The 18438-nt window shown below is 71.5% G+C and carries 16 protein-coding genes; 6 read left to right on the forward strand and 10 right to left on the reverse strand.

The genetic code is table 11. From position 1 onward, the window contains the following. Positions 1-4: 4 nt before the first annotated feature. Genes zwf through pgl form a run of 3 tightly spaced genes read left to right on the forward strand, consistent with a single transcriptional unit; the run spans position 5 to position 3365 of the window. Positions 5-1528 carry a glucose-6-phosphate dehydrogenase gene (gene zwf, locus IH50_RS0107620; protein ID WP_030858679.1) on the forward strand — a complete coding sequence of 508 codons (1524 nt, stop codon included), beginning with the start codon at positions 5-7 and terminating at the stop codon, positions 1526-1528. Continuing rightward, positions 1525-2583 (forward strand): glucose-6-phosphate dehydrogenase assembly protein OpcA, encoded by a 1059-nt coding sequence (gene opcA, locus IH50_RS0107625; RefSeq protein ID WP_030858681.1) that lies wholly within the window; start codon positions 1525-1527, stop codon positions 2581-2583. The genes zwf and opcA overlap by 4 nt, the downstream gene beginning before the upstream one ends. Continuing rightward, the gene (pgl, locus tag IH50_RS0107630) at positions 2580-3365 is read left to right on the forward strand and encodes a 6-phosphogluconolactonase (RefSeq protein WP_030858682.1); all 786 of its coding nucleotides are present in this window, start codon (positions 2580-2582) and stop codon (positions 3363-3365) included. Before opcA ends, pgl begins: the two co-directional genes overlap by 4 nt. 201 nt (positions 3366-3566) lie before the next feature. Here pgl and IH50_RS0107635 read toward each other — a convergent pair whose 3' ends face one another. From IH50_RS0107635 to IH50_RS0107655, 5 genes are all read right to left on the reverse strand, one after another. Continuing rightward, the gene (locus tag IH50_RS0107635; RefSeq protein ID WP_030858683.1) at positions 3567-4406 is read right to left on the reverse strand and encodes a carbohydrate ABC transporter permease; all 840 of its coding nucleotides are present in this window, start codon (positions 4404-4406) and stop codon (positions 3567-3569) included. Next, complete coding sequence (locus IH50_RS0107640) at positions 4403-5764, reverse strand: carbohydrate ABC transporter permease (protein ID WP_030858684.1); 1362 nt, start codon at positions 5762-5764, stop codon at positions 4403-4405. Before IH50_RS0107640 ends, IH50_RS0107635 begins: the two co-directional genes overlap by 4 nt. Before the next feature lie 5 nt (positions 5765-5769). Further along, positions 5770-7098, reverse strand: coding sequence for an ABC transporter substrate-binding protein (locus tag IH50_RS0107645; protein WP_030858685.1), 1329 nt, complete (start codon positions 7096-7098; stop codon positions 5770-5772). Between the two features lie 29 nt (positions 7099-7127). Then, positions 7128-8768 (reverse strand): glycoside hydrolase family 13 protein, encoded by a 1641-nt coding sequence (locus IH50_RS0107650; protein ID WP_030858686.1) that lies wholly within the window; start codon positions 8766-8768, stop codon positions 7128-7130. A 180-nt stretch (positions 8769-8948) separates the two neighbouring features. Further along, positions 8949-10220: an ABC transporter substrate-binding protein gene (locus tag IH50_RS0107655; protein WP_030858687.1), complete on the reverse strand. Its 1272-nt coding sequence runs from the start codon at positions 10218-10220 to the stop codon at positions 8949-8951. A gap of 129 nt (positions 10221-10349) precedes the next feature. Between IH50_RS0107655 and IH50_RS0107660 the strand changes: the two genes are divergently transcribed. From IH50_RS0107660 to IH50_RS0107670, 3 genes are read left to right on the forward strand one after another with little or no spacing between them, the layout of a single operon-like run. After that, entirely contained in the window at positions 10350-10865 is a 516-nt protein-coding gene (locus IH50_RS0107660) for a PadR family transcriptional regulator (RefSeq protein ID WP_030858688.1), read from the forward strand. Continuing rightward, positions 10862-11614, forward strand: a complete 753-nt coding sequence (locus IH50_RS0107665; protein ID WP_030858690.1) for an ABC transporter ATP-binding protein — start codon at positions 10862-10864, stop codon at positions 11612-11614. Before IH50_RS0107660 ends, IH50_RS0107665 begins: the two co-directional genes overlap by 4 nt. Positions 11615-11657: 43 nt before the next feature. Further along, positions 11658-13940, forward strand: coding sequence for an ABC transporter permease (locus IH50_RS0107670; RefSeq protein ID WP_030858691.1), 2283 nt, complete (start codon positions 11658-11660; stop codon positions 13938-13940). A gap of 35 nt (positions 13941-13975) precedes the next feature. Here the strand turns inward: IH50_RS0107670 and IH50_RS0107675 are convergent, their stop codons facing one another. The 5 genes from IH50_RS0107675 to tpiA all read right to left on the reverse strand — a co-directional run bounded on the left by IH50_RS0107675 (position 13976) and on the right by tpiA (position 18437). Then, on the reverse strand, positions 13976-14821 hold the full coding sequence (locus IH50_RS0107675; RefSeq protein WP_030858693.1) for a hypothetical protein: 846 nt from the start codon (positions 14819-14821) through the stop codon (positions 13976-13978). 89 nt (positions 14822-14910) lie between these two features. Continuing rightward, complete coding sequence (gene pgi, locus IH50_RS0107680; RefSeq protein WP_030858695.1) at positions 14911-16563, reverse strand: glucose-6-phosphate isomerase; 1653 nt, start codon at positions 16561-16563, stop codon at positions 14911-14913. 209 nt (positions 16564-16772) lie between these two features. Continuing rightward, positions 16773-17108, reverse strand: a complete 336-nt coding sequence (locus IH50_RS0107685; protein WP_003957010.1) for an RNA polymerase-binding protein RbpA — start codon at positions 17106-17108, stop codon at positions 16773-16775. A gap of 220 nt (positions 17109-17328) precedes the next feature. Next, complete coding sequence (gene secG, locus IH50_RS0107690; RefSeq protein WP_030858697.1) at positions 17329-17559, reverse strand: preprotein translocase subunit SecG; 231 nt, start codon at positions 17557-17559, stop codon at positions 17329-17331. A 101-nt stretch (positions 17560-17660) separates the two neighbouring features. Next, positions 17661-18437, reverse strand: a complete 777-nt coding sequence (gene tpiA, locus IH50_RS0107695) for a triose-phosphate isomerase (protein ID WP_030858699.1) — start codon at positions 18435-18437, stop codon at positions 17661-17663. Position 18438: the final 1 nt, after the last annotated feature.

Consider the following 18438-nt stretch of genomic DNA (forward strand, 5'->3'; position numbering starts at 1 on the left):
GACCTTGTCGAGCAGCAACCCGCTGCGTGACCCCGCCGACCGACGGCTCCCGCGTATCGCGGGGCCGTCGGGCCTGGTCATCTTCGGCGTGACGGGCGACCTGTCCCGCAAGAAGCTGATGCCGGCCGTGTACGACCTCGCCAACCGGGGCCTGCTGCCGCCGGGCTTCTCGCTGGTGGGGTTCGCCCGCCGGGAGTGGGCGAACGAGGACTTCGCCCAGGAGGTCCACGACGCGGTCAAGGAGCACGCCCGCACCCCCTTCCGCGAGGAGGTCTGGCAGCAGCTCATCCAGGGCATGCGCTTCGTGCAGGGCACCTTCGACGACGACGCGTCGTTCGAGCGGCTGCGCGACACGATCGAGGAGCTGGACAAGGCGCAGGGCACGGGCGGCAACTTCGCCTTCTACCTGTCGGTGCCGCCGCGTTCCTTCCCGGTGGTCATCCAGCAGCTGAAGAAGCACGGGCTGGCCGACCAGAAGGACGGTTCCTGGCGCCGCGCGGTGATCGAGAAGCCGTTCGGGCACGACCTGAGGTCGGCCGAGGAACTGAACGCGATCGTCCACGAGGTCTTCGCCCCGGACCAGGTCTTCCGCATCGACCACTACCTGGGCAAGGAGACGGTCCAGAACATCCTGGCGCTGCGCTTCGCCAACACGATGTTCGAGCCGATATGGAACCGGTCGTTCGTCGACCACGTGCAGATCACCATGGCCGAGGACATCGGTATCGGCGGCCGGGCCGGCTACTACGACGGCATCGGCGCCGCCCGTGACGTCATCCAGAACCACCTCCTCCAGCTGATGGCGCTGACCGCGATGGAGGAGCCGGCCTCCTTCGACGCGGACGCGCTGGCGGCGGAGAAGACCAAGGTGCTCGGTGCCGTGCGGCTGCCGAAGGACCTGGGCCGGGACACCGTGCGCGGGCAGTACGCGGCCGGCTGGCAGGGTGGCGCGAAGGCGGTCGGGTATCTGGAGGAGGAGGGCATCGACGCCTCCTCGAAGACCGACACCTACGCCGCGATCAAGCTGGGCATCGACAACCGCCGCTGGGCGGGTGTCCCCTTCTATCTGCGCACCGGCAAGCGGCTGGGACGGCGGGTCACCGAGATCGCGGTGGTCTTCCAGCGGGCGCCGCACTCCCCCTTCGACACGACGGCCACCGAGGAGCTGGGCTCCAACGCGATCGTCATCCGCGTCCAGCCGGACGAGGGCGTCACGGTCCGGTTCGGCTCCAAGGTGCCGGGCACGTCGATGGAGATCCGGGACGTGTCGATGGACTTCGCCTACGGCGAGTCGTTCACCGAGTCCAGCCCGGAGGCGTACGAGCGCCTGATCCTGGACGTCCTGCTCGGCGACTCCAACCTCTTCCCGCGCACGGAGGAGGTCGAGCTGTCCTGGAAGATCCTCGACCCGATCGAGGAGTACTGGGACACCCACGGCAGGCCGGCCCAGTACCCGGCCGGGACGTGGGGACCCGTCGAGGCGGACGAAATGCTCGAGCGAGACGGACGGAGCTGGCGCCGGCCATGAAGACAGACCTCACGGACACCACGGCCAGCAAGATCAACAAGGCGCTGGTGAAGGCCCGCCGGGCCATCGGCACTCCGGCCGTCGGCATGGTGCTCACGCTGGTCATCGTCACGGACGAGGAGAACGCCTACGACGCGCTGAAGGCGGCCGGTGACGCCTCGCGCGAGCACCCCTCGCGCACGCTGGTCGTCGTCAAGCGCGTCTCCCGCTCCCCCCGTGACCGCACCCAGTCCCGCCTCGACGCCGAGGTCCGGGTGGGCGTGGACGCCGGCACCGGCGAGACCGTCATCCTGCGCCTGTACGGCGAGGTCGCCGACCACGCCCAGTCGGTGGTGCTGCCGCTGCTGCTGCCGGACGCCCCGGTGGTGGTGTGGTGGCCGGTCAACGCCCCGCTGGACCCGGCGAAGGACCCGCTGGGCGCGCTGGCCCAGCGCAGGGTGACCGACACCTACGCCTGCGAGAAGCCGGTGGAGGAGCTCGCCGCCCGCGCCGACGCCTACACCCCCGGCGACACGGACCTGTCGTGGACCCGCATCACGCCCTGGCGTTCGATGCTGGCGGCGGCGCTGGACCAGATCGCCTGCGAGGTGCAGGGCGTCGAGGTGGAGGGCGAGGAGTTCAACCCGAGCTGCGAGCTGCTGGCGATGTGGCTCGCGGACCGGCTGGACGTCCCCGTCAAGCGCTCCCACTCCGGCGGCCCGGGGCTCACGGCGGTCCGCATGGACACCGACTGCGGCCCGATCGTGCTGGACCGCGCCGACGGTTCGCTGGCGACGCTGTCCATCCAGGGCCAGCCGAAGCGTGCGGTGGCGCTCAAGCGCCGCGACACGGCGGAACTGATCGCGGAGGAGCTGCGCCGTCTGGACCCGGACGACACGTACGCCTCGGCGCTGCGCTACGGCGTGGAACGCCTGAAGTCGTCGGAGCCGGAGAGGGCTGACGCACCGGCCAAAGGAGAACGGGAAGCGGTCCCGGCTCCCGTCGAGTCGGCTGCGAAAGCTCCCGCGGCCGAGGCGACGGCGCAGGCCCCGGTGAAGAAGGCGGCGGCGAAGTGAGTACGGCACCGCAGCTGGTCGTGCACCGGGACAAGGAGCTGATGGCGCAGGCCGCGGCGGCCCGGCTGATCACGAGGATCGTGGACGCGCAGGCCTCGCGGGGTGCGGCGTCCGTGGTCCTGACCGGCGGCCGCAACGGCAACGGCCTGCTGGCCGCGCTGGCCGCCGCCCCGGCGCGGGACGCGATCGACTGGGCCCGGCTCGACCTGTGGTGGGGCGACGAACGCTTCCTGCCGGAGGGCGACCCGGAGCGCAATGTCACCCAGGCCCGTGAGGCGCTGCTGGACGCGGTGCCGCTGGACCCGAAGCGCGTGCACGCCATGCCCGCGTCGGACGGCCCGCACGGCACGGACGTGGACGCGGCGGCGGCGGCCTACGCGGAGGAACTGGCCGCGGCGGCCGGCCCGGAGAACCATGGCCCGGTCCCGACCTTCGACGTCCTGATGCTGGGCGTCGGCCCGGACACACACGTGGCGTCCCTCTTCCCGGAACTCCCGGCGGTCCGGGAGACGGAACGCACGGTGGTGGGCGTCCACGGCGCCCCGAAGCCCCCGCCGACGAGGGTCACCCTGACCCTCCCCGCGATCCGGGCGGCCCGGGAGGTCTGGCTGCTGGCGGCCGGCGAGGACAAGGCGGAGGCGGCGGAGATCGCCCTGGCGGGTGCGGGGGAGATCCAGGCCCCGGCGGCGGGTGCGTACGGCCGCAGCCGCACCTTGTGGCTCCTGGACAGGGCGGCGGCGTCACGGCTGCCGAGGGATCTGTATCCGGCGGCGTCGGCATAGCCCGGTCCGGCGGTGGGGAACGAGCCGTTTGATTCGCCCCCGCCGCCCCTTCCCGTTCCCGTCCTCCGGGGGCGCTGCCCCCGGACCCTCGCTCCTCAAACGCCGGAGGGGCTGAGATTTAGCCCCTCCGGAGTTTGAGGAGCGGGGTCTGGGGCGGAGCCCCGGTTTCGGGACGGGAAGGGGCGACGGGGGCGAAGAAACCTACTTGACGGACCCCGCCATGACCCCCTGCACGAAGTGCCGCTGGAACGCGAAGAACACGACGACCGGCACCACCAGCGACAGGAACGCCCCCGGCGCCAGCACATCGATGTTGCTGCCGAACTGCCGGATCTGCGACTGAAGCTGCACCGTCAGCGGCTGCGCGGAACTGTCCGCGAACAGCAGCGCGACCAGCATGTCGTTCCACACCCACAGGAACTGGAAGATCGCGAGGCTGGCGATCGCCGGCCGCCCCACCGGCAGCACCAGCCGGGTGAAGATCCGCCACTCGCTCCCCCCGTCCATCCGCGCGGCCTCCAGCATCTCCTTCGGCATCTCGGCGAAGTAGTTCCGCAGCAGGAACACCGCGAACGGCAGCCCGTAGGCGACGTGGAACAGCACGACACCCGGAATGGTCCCGAACAGCCCGAGCTGCCCGAAGAGTTTCGCCACCGGCAGCAACCCGATCTGCACGGGCACGACCAACAGCGCGACGACGACCAGGAAGACGGGCTCACGCCCGGGGAAGTCCAGCCACGCGAAGGCGTATCCGGCCAGCGCGGCGACGACCACCACCAGCACCGTGGTCGGCACCGAGATCAGCACGGTGTTCCAGAACGCCTGCGTGATCCCCGCATTCCCCAGCAGGGCCGAGTAGTTCTCGAAGGACAACTCCCCCGGGCTGGTGAACACGGTCCACCAGCCCCCCTCCGCCGTCTCCTCGGCCGACCGCAGCGAGGACAGGAACAGCCCGGCCAGCGGGGTCATCCACACCAGCCCGATCACCACCAGGAACGCCTGCACCACCGCGTTGCCCAGCACACGCCGTACCGCGCTCACCGCTGACTCCTCCGAAAACGACGGACGTTGAACACCATGGCCGGAATGACCAGGAGCAGCAGCAGCACGCCCAGCGCGCTGCCCAGCCCCTGGTTGTTGCCGCCGCCGAACGACACCAGCCACATCTGCGTCGCGAGCACGGTCGCGTCCTCCTGCACGGGACCGGGCGCGATGATGTAGACGAGGTCGAAGACCTTCATCACGTTGATCACCAGGGTCACGAACACCACGGTGAGGACGGGCGCGAGCAGCGGGACGGTGATCCGCCGGAAGATCTGCCACTCGTTGGCCCCGTCCATCCGCGCGGCCTCCAGCGCGTCCCGGGGCAGGGTGGACAGCCCCGCCCCGATGAGCACCATCGCGAACCCGGTCCAGATCCACAGGTACGCCCCGATGATCGCGGGGGTGACGAGCGTGGGGCCGAGCCAGGAGACGCCGTCGTAGGGTGCGGCGAAGTTCGACGCGGGCAGCTTCAGGGCGTACGGGCCGCCGTCCAGCCCCGTGAACCGGAACGACCCGTCGGCCGCGGTGGTCGTACGGGCGGCCGTCTCCCCGTCACGCACCGCTTCGACCGTGACCCCGGGCAGTCCGCTCTCCTCCCGGTCGACCACTCCCGGCTTCCCTCCCCCACCGGGCGTGAAGTCGAGGTACACCACACCGCGCACCTCGCCGGAACCGGCCTTTCCGGCGACGGCGGCGGGTTCGGCGTCCCCCGGCAGGTCCTTGGGGGCCACCCCGACCAGCCCCAGCACCGCCGCCGTCCCCCCGGGCGACACCTCCGCCCCGGTGACGTACGACCCGTCCTTCTCCTCGGTCAGCCCCTCCCCGTCCCGCGCACGGGCGGTCGGGTACGAGGAGGACCCCTTGAAAGCGTCGTGCACGGACACGACGGCCGCGTTGAGCACCCCCTTGTCCGGGTCGTCGTCGTAGGCGAGCCGGAAGATGATGCCGGCGGCGAGGAAGGACACCGCCATCGGCATGAACAGCAGCAGCTTGAAGGCGGTGGCCCAGCGGACCTTCTCGACCAGGACGGCCAGGATCAGCCCGAGCCCGGTCAGCAGCGTCGGCGCCACGACGACCCAGATCGCGGTGTTCCGGATGGCCTTGAGGGTGACCGGGTCGCGGAACATCTCGGCGTAGTTCTCGCCGCCCACGAACTCGTTGCCGGAGGCGTCGAAGAAGCTGCGGCCGACGGAGAACAGCACCGGGTACACGACCAGCGCGCCCAGCAGGAGCAGCGCGGGGAACACGAACAGCAGGGCGATGACGCGGCCCCGACGGCGCAGGCGTCGGCCGCCCGCGCCGTCGGGGTGCACGGATGCCGGCGGGCTCGCCTCTTTCACCAGGGTGTCGGTCATGGCGGTCAGTTCCCGTACGCCTTGGCCGCGGCCTTCTCGAGTGCGGCGGCGGTCTTCGCCGGGTCGGCCGGGTCGCGCAGGAAGTCCTGGAGGATCTTCCACTCGCCGGTGCCCTTGGTGCCGCCGAACGCCGCGGGGGCCTGGTCGGACATGTCGAAGCGGACCGAGTCGCCCGCCTCGACGAGGGACTCGGCGGTGGCGCGGGTGACGTCGTCGCCGTAGGAGGAGAGGTCGAGCTTCTTGTTCGGGGAGAGGAAGCCGCCCGCCTCGGCCCATACGGCGGCGGCCTCCGGGCTGGCGAGGTACTCCACGAGTGCCATGCCGGCCTCGCTGTTCTTGCCGTCCTTGAGGACGACGGCCGCGTCACCGCCGCTGACCACGGGGGCCTTGCCGTCGCCGACCGGCGGGAAGGGGAAGAAGTTCGCGTCGGTGCCGATGCTCCTGCCGAACTGGTCCTTGGCGACACCGGCGACGAAGTCGCCCTCGTAGACCATGGCGGCCTCGGCCTTGGGCCCGAAGACCTTCTCCACGGAGCCGGGGAAGTCGGTGTTGAGGGCCTGCTTCCGGCCGCCCGCGACGAGCTGCTCGTCCTTGAACAGTTTGCCGAGGGTGGTGAGCGCCTCGACGACGGTCGGGTCGGTCCACTTGATCTCGTGGGCGGCGAGGGCGTCGTACTTCTCGGGTCCGGCCTGGGAGAGGTAGACGTTCTCGAACCAGTCGGTGAGGGTCCAGCCGTCCTGTCCGGCCACCGAGAACGCGGCGAGACCGGAGTCGGAGACGGTGCGGCCGTTCTTCAGCATCTCGTCGTAGGTCTTCGGCGGGGTGACGCCGGCCTGTTCCAGGGCCTCGGGGCTGTACCAGACGGTCGACTTGTGGGCGGCCTTGAAGTAGAGGCCGTACAGGGTGCCGTCGACGCTGCCGTAGTTCCGCCACACCTCGGCGAAGTTGCCGTCGACGGTGGACCGCACCTTCTCGTCGAGCGGCTTGAGCCAGCCCTTCTCGGCGAACTGCTTGAGCACGCCGACCTGCGGGACCATGACGACGTCGGGGGCGTTGCCGCCCTCGATCTTGCTGCCGACGACGGTGGAGACGTTGTCGCCGGTGGAGACGAAGGCGGTCTCGGCACCGGTCTTCTCGGTGAAGGCGTCCAGCACCTTCTGGAAGTTCTTCTGCTCGCTGCCGGACCAGACGCCGGCCACGGTGACGGTCTGGCCGCCGAGCGACTTGTCGCCGCCGCCGGCCGTGACGGGGTCGCCGCTGCCGCAGGCGGTCGCGCCGAGCGCGAGGACGAGGGCGGTGCAGCCGGTGAGCAGGGTGGTACGTCGTCGCATCATCGTCGATGTCCCTTCGTGGGTACGGAGATTCAGTCGGTACGGGGTTTCAAGGAGCCGTCGATCCACCAGGCGGCGGTGGAGCCGGGGAGCGTCCCGGGCGGGCAGGGGCCGCTGGCGAGCAGCGGGGCGCCGGCGGCCGGGGCGGGTACGGGGGCGGTACCGAAGTTGACGGCGCAGACCAGGTCGTCGCCGCGGGTGAAGGCGAGGACGCCGGGCTGGGTGTCCAGCCAGCGGAGCGTTCCCTCGCCCAACTGATTCAGGGCGGAACGTAGTTGGAGGCCGTCGCGGTACAGGTGCCAGGAGGAGCGGGTGTCGGCCAGCGCCCGGTCGGTGGCGTGCTCGGCGAACCACTCGGGCTGCGGCAGCCAGGGCCGTACGCCCTCGGCGCCGGAGGTGAAGCCGAACGGTGAGGCCTGTCCGGACCAGGGCAGCGGCACCCGGCAGCCGTCGCGTATCCGGGCGCGGCTGCCGGTGCGGCGGAAGATCGGGTCGGTGAGCACGTCGTCGGGCAGGTCCACGACCTCGGGCAGGCCCAGTTCCTCGCCCTGGTAGATGTACGCGGCGCCGGGCAGCGCCAGCATCAGCAACGCGGCGGCGCGGGCGCGGGCCGGGCCGAGTCCGCTGCCGTCCGGGGCGGGTTCGCCGTAGCGGGTGACGGTGCGGACCTGGTCGTGGTTGTTGAGGACCCAGGTGACGGTGGAACCGGTGCCCGCGATGTCCTGCATGGCCTCGGAGATGACCTTGCGGAAGGCGTCGGCGTCCCAGGGGGCGCCGAGGAGGTCGAAGAAGAAGGCCTGGTGGAGTTCGTCCGGGCGGACGTAGCGGGCGTGTTCGCGGGCGGTGGGGACGGAGACCTCGCCGACCAGGAGGCGTTCGCGGCCGTCGCGGGCGGTGTACTCCTCGCACACCGCGCGCCAGTGCCGCCACACGTCGTGCACCTCGGGCTGGTTCCAGGCGAGCGGGTTGACCGAGTCGCGGGTGCGGGCGTCGGCCTCCGGGTCCGGGGAGTCGGGCAGCTCCGGGTGTTTGAAGAGGCCGGCGGCGACGTCGATGCGGAAGCCGTCGACGCCCCGGTCCAGCCAGAAGCGGAGGATCCGGTCGAACTCGGCGGCGACCTGGGGATCGCGCCAGTTCCAGTCGGGCTGTTCGGGCGTGAACATGTGGAGGTACCACTGGCCGGGCCGGCCGTCCGGCTCGGTGATCCGGGTCCAGGCGGGGCCGCCGAACATGGCGTGCCAGTTGTTGGGCGGCTCGGCGCCGTCCGGGCCGCGGCCGTCGGCGAAGTGGAAGCGGGCGCGCTCGGGGCTGCCGGGGGCCGCGTCGAGGGCGGCGCGGAACCAGGGGTGCTCACTGGAGCAGTGGTTGGGGACGATGTCCAGCAGCACCTTGACGCCGAGCCGCCGGGCTGCGTCGACCAGCAGGTCGAACTCGGCGAGGTCGCCGAAGACCGGGTCGACGCCGGTGTAGTCGGCGACGTCGTAGCCGTGGTCGTGCTGCGGCGAGGGGTAGAAGGGGCTCAGCCAGATCCCGTCCACGCCGAGCTTCTTCAGATACGGCAGCCCGGCCCTGACGCCGGCGAGATCGCCGATGCCGTCGCCGGTGCTGTCCAGAAAGCTGCGGACGTAGACCTGGTAGATCACCGCGTCACGCCACCAGTGGTGCCTGTTCACCCCATTGACCTGTCTGTGAGGAGTGCTCGTTATGCATGCATGTTAGGTAGCGGAGTCGCGAGGGTGTCAATGAACGTGCGCGAGCTACCGTGGAGTTGGCCGGTCCAGACAGGTATTCAAGTGGGTATAGCGGACACATTCGAGACGTCCGCGTTACCTAACATGTAACTAGGGAGGGTTCTATCGCGAGGAGACGGCGGCCAGCTCGGCCGCCAGCCGGCGCACCGCGGCCCCGGGCGTCTGCCGCCCGGTCATCGCGTCGTGCACCACCGCCTGCACCACCAGGCTCACCTGGTCGTAGTGCGGGCTCTTGGGGCGCGGGGCGGCGGCGAGCACGCTCTCGCGCAGGGTCGGCAGGTAGGGGAACCGCCGGACCAGTTCCGGATCGTCGTACAGGCCGGCCCGTACGGGCGGCAGGGCGCCGCGCGTGAGGACCTGGCGCTGCACGCGCTCGCTGGTGAGGTACGCGATCAGGCGCGCGGCCGAGTCGGGGTGCCGGGCGTGGCCGGCGACGGCCAGGTTGGAGCCGCCGAGGACGCTGGTGCCCGGACCGTCCGGTCCCGGCAGCGGTACGGCGCCGACCTTGCCGGCGACCTTCGAGCCCGGGGCGGAGGCGGCGACGTAGGCGTAGGGCCAGTTGCGCAGGAAGAGCAGCCGGCCGTCCTGGAAGGCCCGCTTGGACTCCTCCTCCTTGTACGTCAGCGCCTCGCGGGGGATCCAGCCCTCGCGGACCCCGCGCGCGAGGAAGCCGATGCCGTCCCTGGCCGCCCGTGAGTTCACGGTGACGCGTTCGCCCTCGTCGCCGAGGATGGTGCCGCCGGCCGAGTAGACGGCCTCGGCCGCGTTGACGGTCAGGCCCTCGTAGGGCAGGAACTGGCCGGCGTAGCCGTCGAGACCGTGCTCCGGGGCGAGGGTCCTCGCGGCCCGTTCGAGATCGGCCCAGGTGCGCGGGGGCGGGACGCCCTCGGCGTCGAGGACGTCCTTGCGGTACAGGAGCAGTCCGGCGTTGGTGACGTACGGGACGGCGTACAGGCGTTCGTCGTAGGTCGCCGTGTCCACGACCCGGGGCAGGAAGGCGTCGAGCGGGAAGCGGTCGCGGGACAGCGGGCGGATCCAGCCGGCGGCGGCGAACTCCGAGGTCCAGCTCACGTCGATGTTGAGCACGTCGAACCGGCCGCGCTCGCCGCCGCGCAGATCGGTGATCATCTGCGCGCGGGTCTCGTCGGCGGAGTCGGGCAGCTCGACGAGGGTGACCTCCTCGCCGGGATGGGTGCGGTTCCAGCCCTCCAGCACGGAACCCAGATAGCCGGTGAGGTCACCGGCGGTGGCCAGGGTGAGCGGTCCACGACCGCCCCCGCCGGCCTCGTCGGCCCGCGCCCCGGAGGCGACGTAACCGGTCAGGACGACGACCAGGACGAGGAGGCCCCTACCCGCGGCATGGATCCACCGCATAGGTTCCTCCCTGTACACCGGCACCCGGGCACCATCGTCCGGGGTCAGAGGCCATGTATACCCGTTAGGTATGCGCGATACTAGGCCCTGCGGCACATTGCCCCCCAGGACGCGAGGAGGAGAGCACGAGTGCGGCTGCCCCTCCTGGCGCTGCTCGCCCGTGGCCCGGCCCACGGCTACGAGCTCAAGCAGGACCTTGAGCAACTGCTGGGCTCCGCGTACCCTCAGCCGAACGTCGGCCAGATCTACGTCACCCTCGGCCGCCTCGAGAAAACGGGACTGATCGAGGGCGAGGACGTCGAGCAGTCGAGCCGGCCCAACAAGAAGGTCTACCACCTCACCGACACCGGGCGGGAGGCGCTGCGCGCCTGGTACGAGGAGACGGCGGACGAGCCGCGGGTGCGGGACGAGTTCTTCATGAAGCTGGCCCTGGCCCCGCAGACCGGTCTCGCCGACCGGATCGCGCTGATCAACCGACAGCGGCGCCAGTACCTGAACACCATGCGGCAGTTGTCGAAGCTGGCCGCCGCCGAGGACCGGGACAACCGCATCTCCCACCTGCTGATCGAGGGCGCCATGCTGCATCTGCAGGCCGACCTCGACTGGCTGGAGCGGTGCCAGGAGGAGCTGGAGGAGCTTCAGTGAGCGAGCGCACCGCTGAAGTGCTGCGCGCCGAGGGCCTGGTCAAGACGCACCACGGCGAGGGCGCCCCGGCGCACGCCGTGCGCGGGGTCGACCTGCGGGTGGCGCGCGGCGAGTTCGTGGCGATCACCGGCCCGTCCGGTGCGGGCAAGTCGACGCTGCTGCACCTGCTCGGCGGGCTCCAGCGGCCCGACGCGGGCAGCGTCTGGCTGGACGGCGTGTGCACGGACGGCTACGGCGAGGCCCGCTGGGCGGTGGAGCGCCGCAAGCGGATCGGGATCGTCTTCCAGTTCTTCAACCTCGTCTCCGGCCTGTCGGTCGCCGACAACGTGGAACTGCCCGCACTGCTCGCCGGGGTGCCGCCGAGAAAGGCCCGCGCCGGGCGGGAGGAACTCCTGGCCGAACTGGGGCTCGCGGGCAAGGAACGCAGCATGCCGGGCGAGCTGTCCGGCGGTGAGCAGCAGCGGGTCGCCCTCGCCCGGGCGTTGGTCAACCACCCGCCGCTGCTGCTGGCCGACGAGCCCGCGGGCAGCCTGGACAGCAAGGGCACCCGCGAGGTGATGCGGCTGCTGTCCCGCTTCCACCAGCGCGGGCAGACGATCCTGCTGGTCACGCACGACGCGCGGCTGGCGAGCGCGGCGGACCGGGTGATCAGCTTCTTCGACGGCCGGATCGCCGACGACGCCGCGCTCGACGGCGGCGTCCCGCCGCGCCGGACCGGTGCGTCCGGTGTGCTGGAGCTCAAGGACTGACATGCGCGTCCACGACCGCCCCGCGCCGAGGGGTTGAGCGCCCGTGCGAGCCACTCTGCGCTGGGCGCACTCCGATCTGCGCACGCACCGCGGCGAGGCGCTGTTCCTGGTGCTGGCCACCGCGGGCATCGTCGCGTCGCTGCTGCTGGCCACGGCCCTGTTCGGGTACGCCACCAACCCCTGGCAGCGGGTCTTCACGCAGGCGCGCGGCGCGCACGTCACGCTGCACACCACCGCCTCCGCCGACGCGGGGAGGCTGGCCGGGCTGGACGGCGTGGAGTCCGTCGCCGGCCCCTACCCGACGGCCTCGCTCACCCTCGCCTCGGCGGGCGGCCGGGCCTCCGTGGAGCTGCGCGGCACCCCCGCCGAGCCCGAGGTGGGCCGCCCGCTGATCACCTCCGGGCACTGGCTGGACCCGGCCACCCCCGACGGGGTGGTCCTGGAGAGCCGCCTCGCGCGGGCGCTGTTCACGGCCCCCGGTGACACGCTCACCGTGCCCGGCACCGCGCGGGAACTGACCGTGGTGGGCGTCGCCGACAGCGCCGAGCCGCGCTACCGGCCGGGTGAGCGGGCGGGCCTGGTGTGGGCGCTGCCGTCGGCGGTGCCGGACCCGGGCGGCCGGGTGGTCGGGCTGCGGCTGACCGACCCGGGCGACACCGGGTACGCCGTGCAGCGGGCGGTGACCGAGCTGGGCGCCGGGGCGATCGGCGAGGTGGCCACCTGGCAGCAGGCGCGGGCCGAGGCGCAGGGCGACAACCGGCTGCTCGGGCAGGTGCTCGGCCTGTTCGGCCTGGGCGCGCTGGCCGCCGCCGGGTTCGCCGTGCACGGGGCGATCGCCACCCGGATCCGGGGGCACCTGCGGGACATCTCGGTCCTCAAGGCGATCGGCTTCACGCCCGGCCAGGTCGTCCGCGTCTTCCTGATCCAGCACCTCGGTTACGCCCTGCTCGGTGCCGTGGCCGCCGCCGTGCTCACCGAGGCGCTGGGCGGCGCGGTGCCGGGGCGGCTCGGGGACGCGGTCGACGTGTGGCAGGGGCTGCCCGGACACACCGCGGCGCTGTTCGCCGTACCGGCCGGGGCGGTGCTGTTCATCGGCGCGACCACCGGGCTGGCCGCCTGGCGGGCGGGGCGGGTGCCGCCGGTGCCGGTGCCGCGCCCGGCGGCGCCCCCGGCCGGGCGGCTGACCGGTGTGGCGCGGCGGGCGCTGGGGGCACGGGTGCCGCCGGCGCTGGTCCTGGGCTGGCACAAGGCGTTCACCCGCCGGTCGCGTTCGCTGGGCGCGGTGGGCAGGCTGGCGCTGCCGCTGCTGCTGATCGTGGTGGCACTGAGCGCGTGGACCACCCTCGACCGCTTTCACAGCAGTCCGGAGCAGGTGGGGCTGCCCACCGCGCTCGGTGTCCGCGCGGACGCCTCGCTGGGCGACCGGGAGACCCGCGCGCTGCTGGAGCGCGACCCTCAGGTCGCCGCCGCCTATCCGGGTGTGGAGGTGGCCGCGCTGGTTCCCGGCCAGACCGCCACCATCGCCCTGCGCGGCCTCGGCACCCGTGCGGAGCCGTACCCGTTCACGCTGGCCGAGGGGCGTCCCGCGCGCGGCCCGGACGAGGCGGTGGCCGGTCAGGGGCTGCTCGACCTGCTGCACGTGCGGGTGGGCGACTGGGTGCGGATGACCGTCGGCGACCGGCCGCAGATCCTGCACATCGTCGGCCGCAGCATCGAACCGGAGAACGCCGGACGGACCGTCTCCACCTCGCTGGACACCCTCCGCGCCAACGACCCGGACCTGCGCCCTGCCCTTTACCAGCTCCGGCTGGACCCCGGCGCGGACCCGGTCGCGGTCGCCGATCGGCTGACGGCGGCGGGCCGCGGCCATCTGGACGTGCATGCCGTGGCCAACCCGGCCGACGGGCTGTCCCCGCTGCGCGCGGTGGTCCTCGGGCTGATCGTGGTCCTCGCGCTGATCGGACTGATCGAGCTGCTGACGGCGATCGGCGGCACGGTCCGCGAGGGTGAACGCGATCTGCTGGCGCTCAAGGCCGTCGGCCTGACCCCTCGGCAGATCACCGCCGTCACGGTCACCGCCACGGCCGGTACGGCTCTGGTGGCCGTGCTCCTCGCCATGGCCCTGGGGCTGCCGCTGGCGCGCTGGCTGATCGACGCCCAGGGGAGGTCGAGCGGCATCGGCGCGGGGATCGCCCGGCTGCCCTCCCCCGCGCTGCTGGTGCCGCTCGGGGCGGCGGCGGTGCTGGGTGCCGCGGGGCTCGCCGCCCTCCCGGCGGCGCGAGCGGCCCGGCGGCGCCTCGCGGACACGCTGAGCGCGGTGGCCTGAGCGGCGGGGGCGAAACAACCCCGTGCGACGCGGCGTCAGCCGCTGCCGCGGACGTAGGGATTCCCCTGCGGCGGTACGTGAGGCAGTCCCGTCGGCGGCATGACCGGAGGCATCGGGGGGACCGGTCCCGGGACCGGCGGGAGGCTCGCCGGGTGGACCTCCAGCCGGATGCCGTAGCGCCGCTTCAGCCGGCCCGCCTCCGCCAGGGCGATCGCCGTGACGGTCACCGGTGCGCCCAGGATGAAGACGATGCCCAGGGTGAGACTGAGCCCGTGCAGATCGCCGGTGACGAGGTCCGGGATCGCCATCAGCCAACTGGTCACCGTGGCGAGCAGCGCCGGCAGACAGCGGTGCACGGCGGCCGTGCCGAAGAAGTTGCCGGAGACCCGGATGGCTCCGGAGACCAGGAAGACGGCCATCCACATCATCGTCAGGCCGACGCCCATGACCGTGAGCATGCTGTTCGAGCCGTTCGTCCACTGCACCAGCACCACCGTCGCCACCACGCAGCCGATGAACAGCAGGAGCAGCTTGAGGGAGTTGAGCAGCGGTACCCGAAGCTGGCGCACGGTGCCGGTGCGCCGCCAGACGAAGAGCATCACGCCGACCGTCAGCGGGGTGAGCACCAGCAGCACCGCCGAGGCGGTCAGCGCGTTCTCCAGCAGCTCCGTGATCTCGAAGCCGCCCTCCACGACGGTGTAGACGCCGACGGAGGCGACCGCTCCGGCGATGACCCTGAAGCGCTTCAGCCGCTCGATGGACGGGTCGAGCGGCTGCGGGATCCACGCGGGGTGGAACACCGCCCTGGCGACGTGGTGGGGTTTCAGGAAGGTACGGACCCTCAGCGTGCCGCCGGTCCAACTCCCGGACGTACGTGTCACCTTGTGCTCCCCCGAGCGCTCGCCGTGATGATCGCGGGGGATTCTACGGGAAGCGGACGGCATCGCGCCGCCCGCTTCCCGCACCGTGCTCACCGCCGGCCGCGCAGCTCCCGGTAGGTGGCGACGAGGGCCTTGGTGGAGGCGTCCAGGCCGGGGACGTCGGCGCCCTCGGTGAGGGCGGGTTCGACGCGCTTGGCGAGGACCTTGCCGAGTTCGACGCCCCACTGGTCGAAGGAGTCGATGTTCCAGATCGCGCCCTGCACGAACACCTTGTGCTCGTAGAGCGCGACGAGCTGGCCGAGCACGGACGGCGTGAGCTCGCGCGCGAGGATCGTGGTCGTGGGGTGGTCGCCCTTGAACGTCTTGTGCGGGACCAGTTCCTCCGGCACCCCTTCGCCGCGCACCTCGTCGGGGGTCTTGCCGAAGGCGAGGGCCTGCGTCTGGGCGAAGAAGTTAGCCATCAGCAGGTCGTGCTGGGCCCTCAGTTCGTCGCCCAGCTCGGCGACGGGCTCGGCGAAGCCGATGAAGTCCGCCGGGATGAGCTTCGTGCCCTGGTGGATCAACTGGTAGTAGGCGTGCTGCCCGTTGGTGCCGGGCGTGCCCCACACCACCGGGCCCGTCTGCCAGTCCACCTCGCGCCCGTCCCGGCCGACGTACTTGCCGTTGGACTCCATGTCGAGCTGCTGGAGGTAGGCGGTGAACTTCGACAGGTAGTGCGAGTACGGCAGCACCGCGTGCGACTGCGCGTCGTGGAAGTTGTTGTACCAGACGCCCAGCAGGCCCATCAGCAGCGGCACGTTGGACTCGGCCGGGGCGGTGCGGAAGTGCTCGTCGACGGTCCGGAACCCGTCGAGCATCTCCCGGAAGCGGTCCGGGCCGATGGCGATCATCAGCGACAGGCCGATCGCCGAGTCGTAGGAGTAGCGTCCGCCGACCCAGTCCCAGAACTCGAACATGTTCGCCGTGTCGATACCGAAGTCGGCGACCTTCTGGGCGTTCGTCGACAGGGCGACGAAGTGCTTGGCGACGGCGGCCTCGTCCTTGAGGGCGTTCAGCAGCCAGGTCCGCGCGGAGGTGGCGTTGGTGACCGTCTCGATGGTGGTGAAGGTCTTGGACGCGATGATGAACAGCGTCTCGGCCGGGTCCAGGTCCCGGGTCGCCTCGTGCAGGTCGGCGCCGTCCACGTTGGACACGAACCGGACGGTGAGGTCGCGGTCGGTGAAGGCGCGCAGCGCCTCGTACGCCATGGCGGGGCCCAGGTCGGAGCCGCCGATGCCGATGTTGACGACGGTGCGGATGCGCTTGCCGGTGTGACCGGTCCACTCCCCGGAGCGGACCCGGCCGGCGAAGTCGGCCATCTTGTCGAGCACGGCGTGCACGGCCGGGACGACGTTCTCGCCGTCGACCTCGATCACCGCGTCCCGCGGGGCGCGCAGCGCGGTGTGCAGCACGGCCCGGTCCTCGGTGGTGTTGATCTTCTCGCCGCGGAACATGGCGTCACGCAGCCCGAACACGTCGGTGGCGACGGCCAGTTCACGCAGCAGCCGCAGGGTGTCGTCGGTGACCAGGTGCTTGGAGTAGTCGATGTACAGGTCACCGACCCGGAGCGTGTACCCGGTGCCGCGGCCGGGGTCGGCGGCGAACAGCTCGCGCAGCCGCACCTCGCCGAGCTCCTCACGGTGCTTGGCCAGTGCGGTCCACTCGGGCGTCTGGTTGAGCCTGGTACGACCGTCTGCGTTCATCTCGGACTTCAGCCTTCTTCCTTGGGTGGCCCCGCTGCGTCCAACCTAATTGATCAGCGGTGAACAGAACGGAAGAGGAAGGCGAAAGGAATCCGAAGCGGTTCGGCGGTACTCCGAAGGGGCGCGGACCGTACCGGCGTGCGGCTACCGCCGTGTGGGCGCGGCCGGCCGCGACGGCGCCGCGGACGCCGTACCGCCCCGCGGGGCGCTCAGATCTCGCCCCGCAGCTTCGCGAGGGCCTCCGCGAGGATCGCCTCGCCGTCCGCGTCGCTGCGCCGCTCCCGCACATAGGCGAGGTGCGTCTTGTAGGGCTCGGTGCGCGGCGGGTCCGGCGGGTTGTCGCGGTCCTGCCCGGCCGGGAATCCGCAGCGGGGGCAGTCCCAGGTATCGGGCACCTGCGCGTCGCTCGCGAAGCTCGGCTGTGTCTCGTGCCCGTTGGAGCACCAGAAGGAGATGCGCAGCCGGGGCGCGGACTCGCCGCGTTCGGCCTCGCCCATCGGGCCCGCCCCGACCCGGCTTCCCCGGATCGCGTTGCCACTTGCCACGGTCGTAACTCCCTGCGTGATGGTGCCGCGAAGCGAGTCGGCGTGCCGCTTCGCTGCGAGCGCCTCAGTCTACGTAAGGCCCAACGCACGTCCAGTGTGGGGAGTTACCGGCCCCGTATCCAGACGCAGGCCCCATGATAGGCCGCGCTCTGCTGCGCGTACCGAACATGGGGCCTTACGTGCGGAATGCTGGGGAAATGGGGGCGGACGCGCCCTCGGATCAGTTGTTCATCTTCATGGTGATGCCGAGGACGACGATGCACGCGAACCAGAGCAGACCGACCACGACGGTGATCCGGTCGAGGTTGCGCTCGGCGACCGAGGAGCCGCCGACGGAGGACTGCATGCCACCACCGAACATGTCGGAGAGGCCGCCGCCCTTCCCCTTGTGCATCAGCACCAGCAGCATCAGCAGCAGGCTGAAGACGATCAGGGCGATGGAGAACCCCATAACCACGGCTGGACCAACTTCCTCGGATTCGGATGGACGACGCGGGGTCCAGCACAGTGCTGGACCCCGCAAGGGTACGACGGATCGCTGCTAGCGCATACTCACTGGTCGCGGAAACGAACGATCTTGACGAACTCGTCGGCGTCCAGCGAGGCGCCGCCGACCAGGGCGCCGTCGATGTCGGCCTGCGCCATGATCTCGGCGACATTGCCGGACTTGACGGAGCCGCCGTACTGGATGCGGACCTTGTCGGCCAGCTCCTGGCTGTACAGCTCGGCGAGCTTGCCCCGGATGGCCGCGCAGACCTCCTGGGCGTCCTCGGCGCCGCAGACCTTGCCGGTGCCGATGGCCCACACCGGCTCGTAGGCGATCACGACCGTCTCGGCCTGCTCGGCCGGGAGGTCCTTCAGACCGCCCTCGACCTGGGCGAGGGTGTGGGAGACGTGGTTGCCCGCCTCGCGGACCTCCAGTTCCTCGCCGACGCAGAGGATGGGGGTGATGCCGTGCTTGTAGGCGGCCTTCACCTTGGCGTTCACGATCTCGTCGGTCTCGGCGTGGTACTGGCGCCGCTCCGAGTGCCCGACGGCGACGTAGGTGCACTTCAGCTTGGCCAGCATCGGGCCGGAGATCTCGCCGGTGTAGGCGCCGCCGTCGTGCGCCGAGATGTCCTGGGCGCCGTACGTGATCCTCAGCTTGTCGCCGTCGACCAGGGTCTGCACGGAGCGCAGGTCGGTGAAGGGCGGCAGGACGGCGACGTCGACGGCCTCGTAGTCCTTGTCGGCGAGGGCGAAGGCGAGCTTCTGGACGTGGGCGATGGCCTCGAGGTGGTTGAGGTTCATCTTCCAGTTGCCCGCCATCAGCGGCGTGCGGGTGGTCATC

This window comes from Streptomyces sp. NRRL S-37 (assembly GCF_000721605.1).
GTDB lineage: Bacteria > Actinomycetota > Actinomycetes > Streptomycetales > Streptomycetaceae > Streptomyces.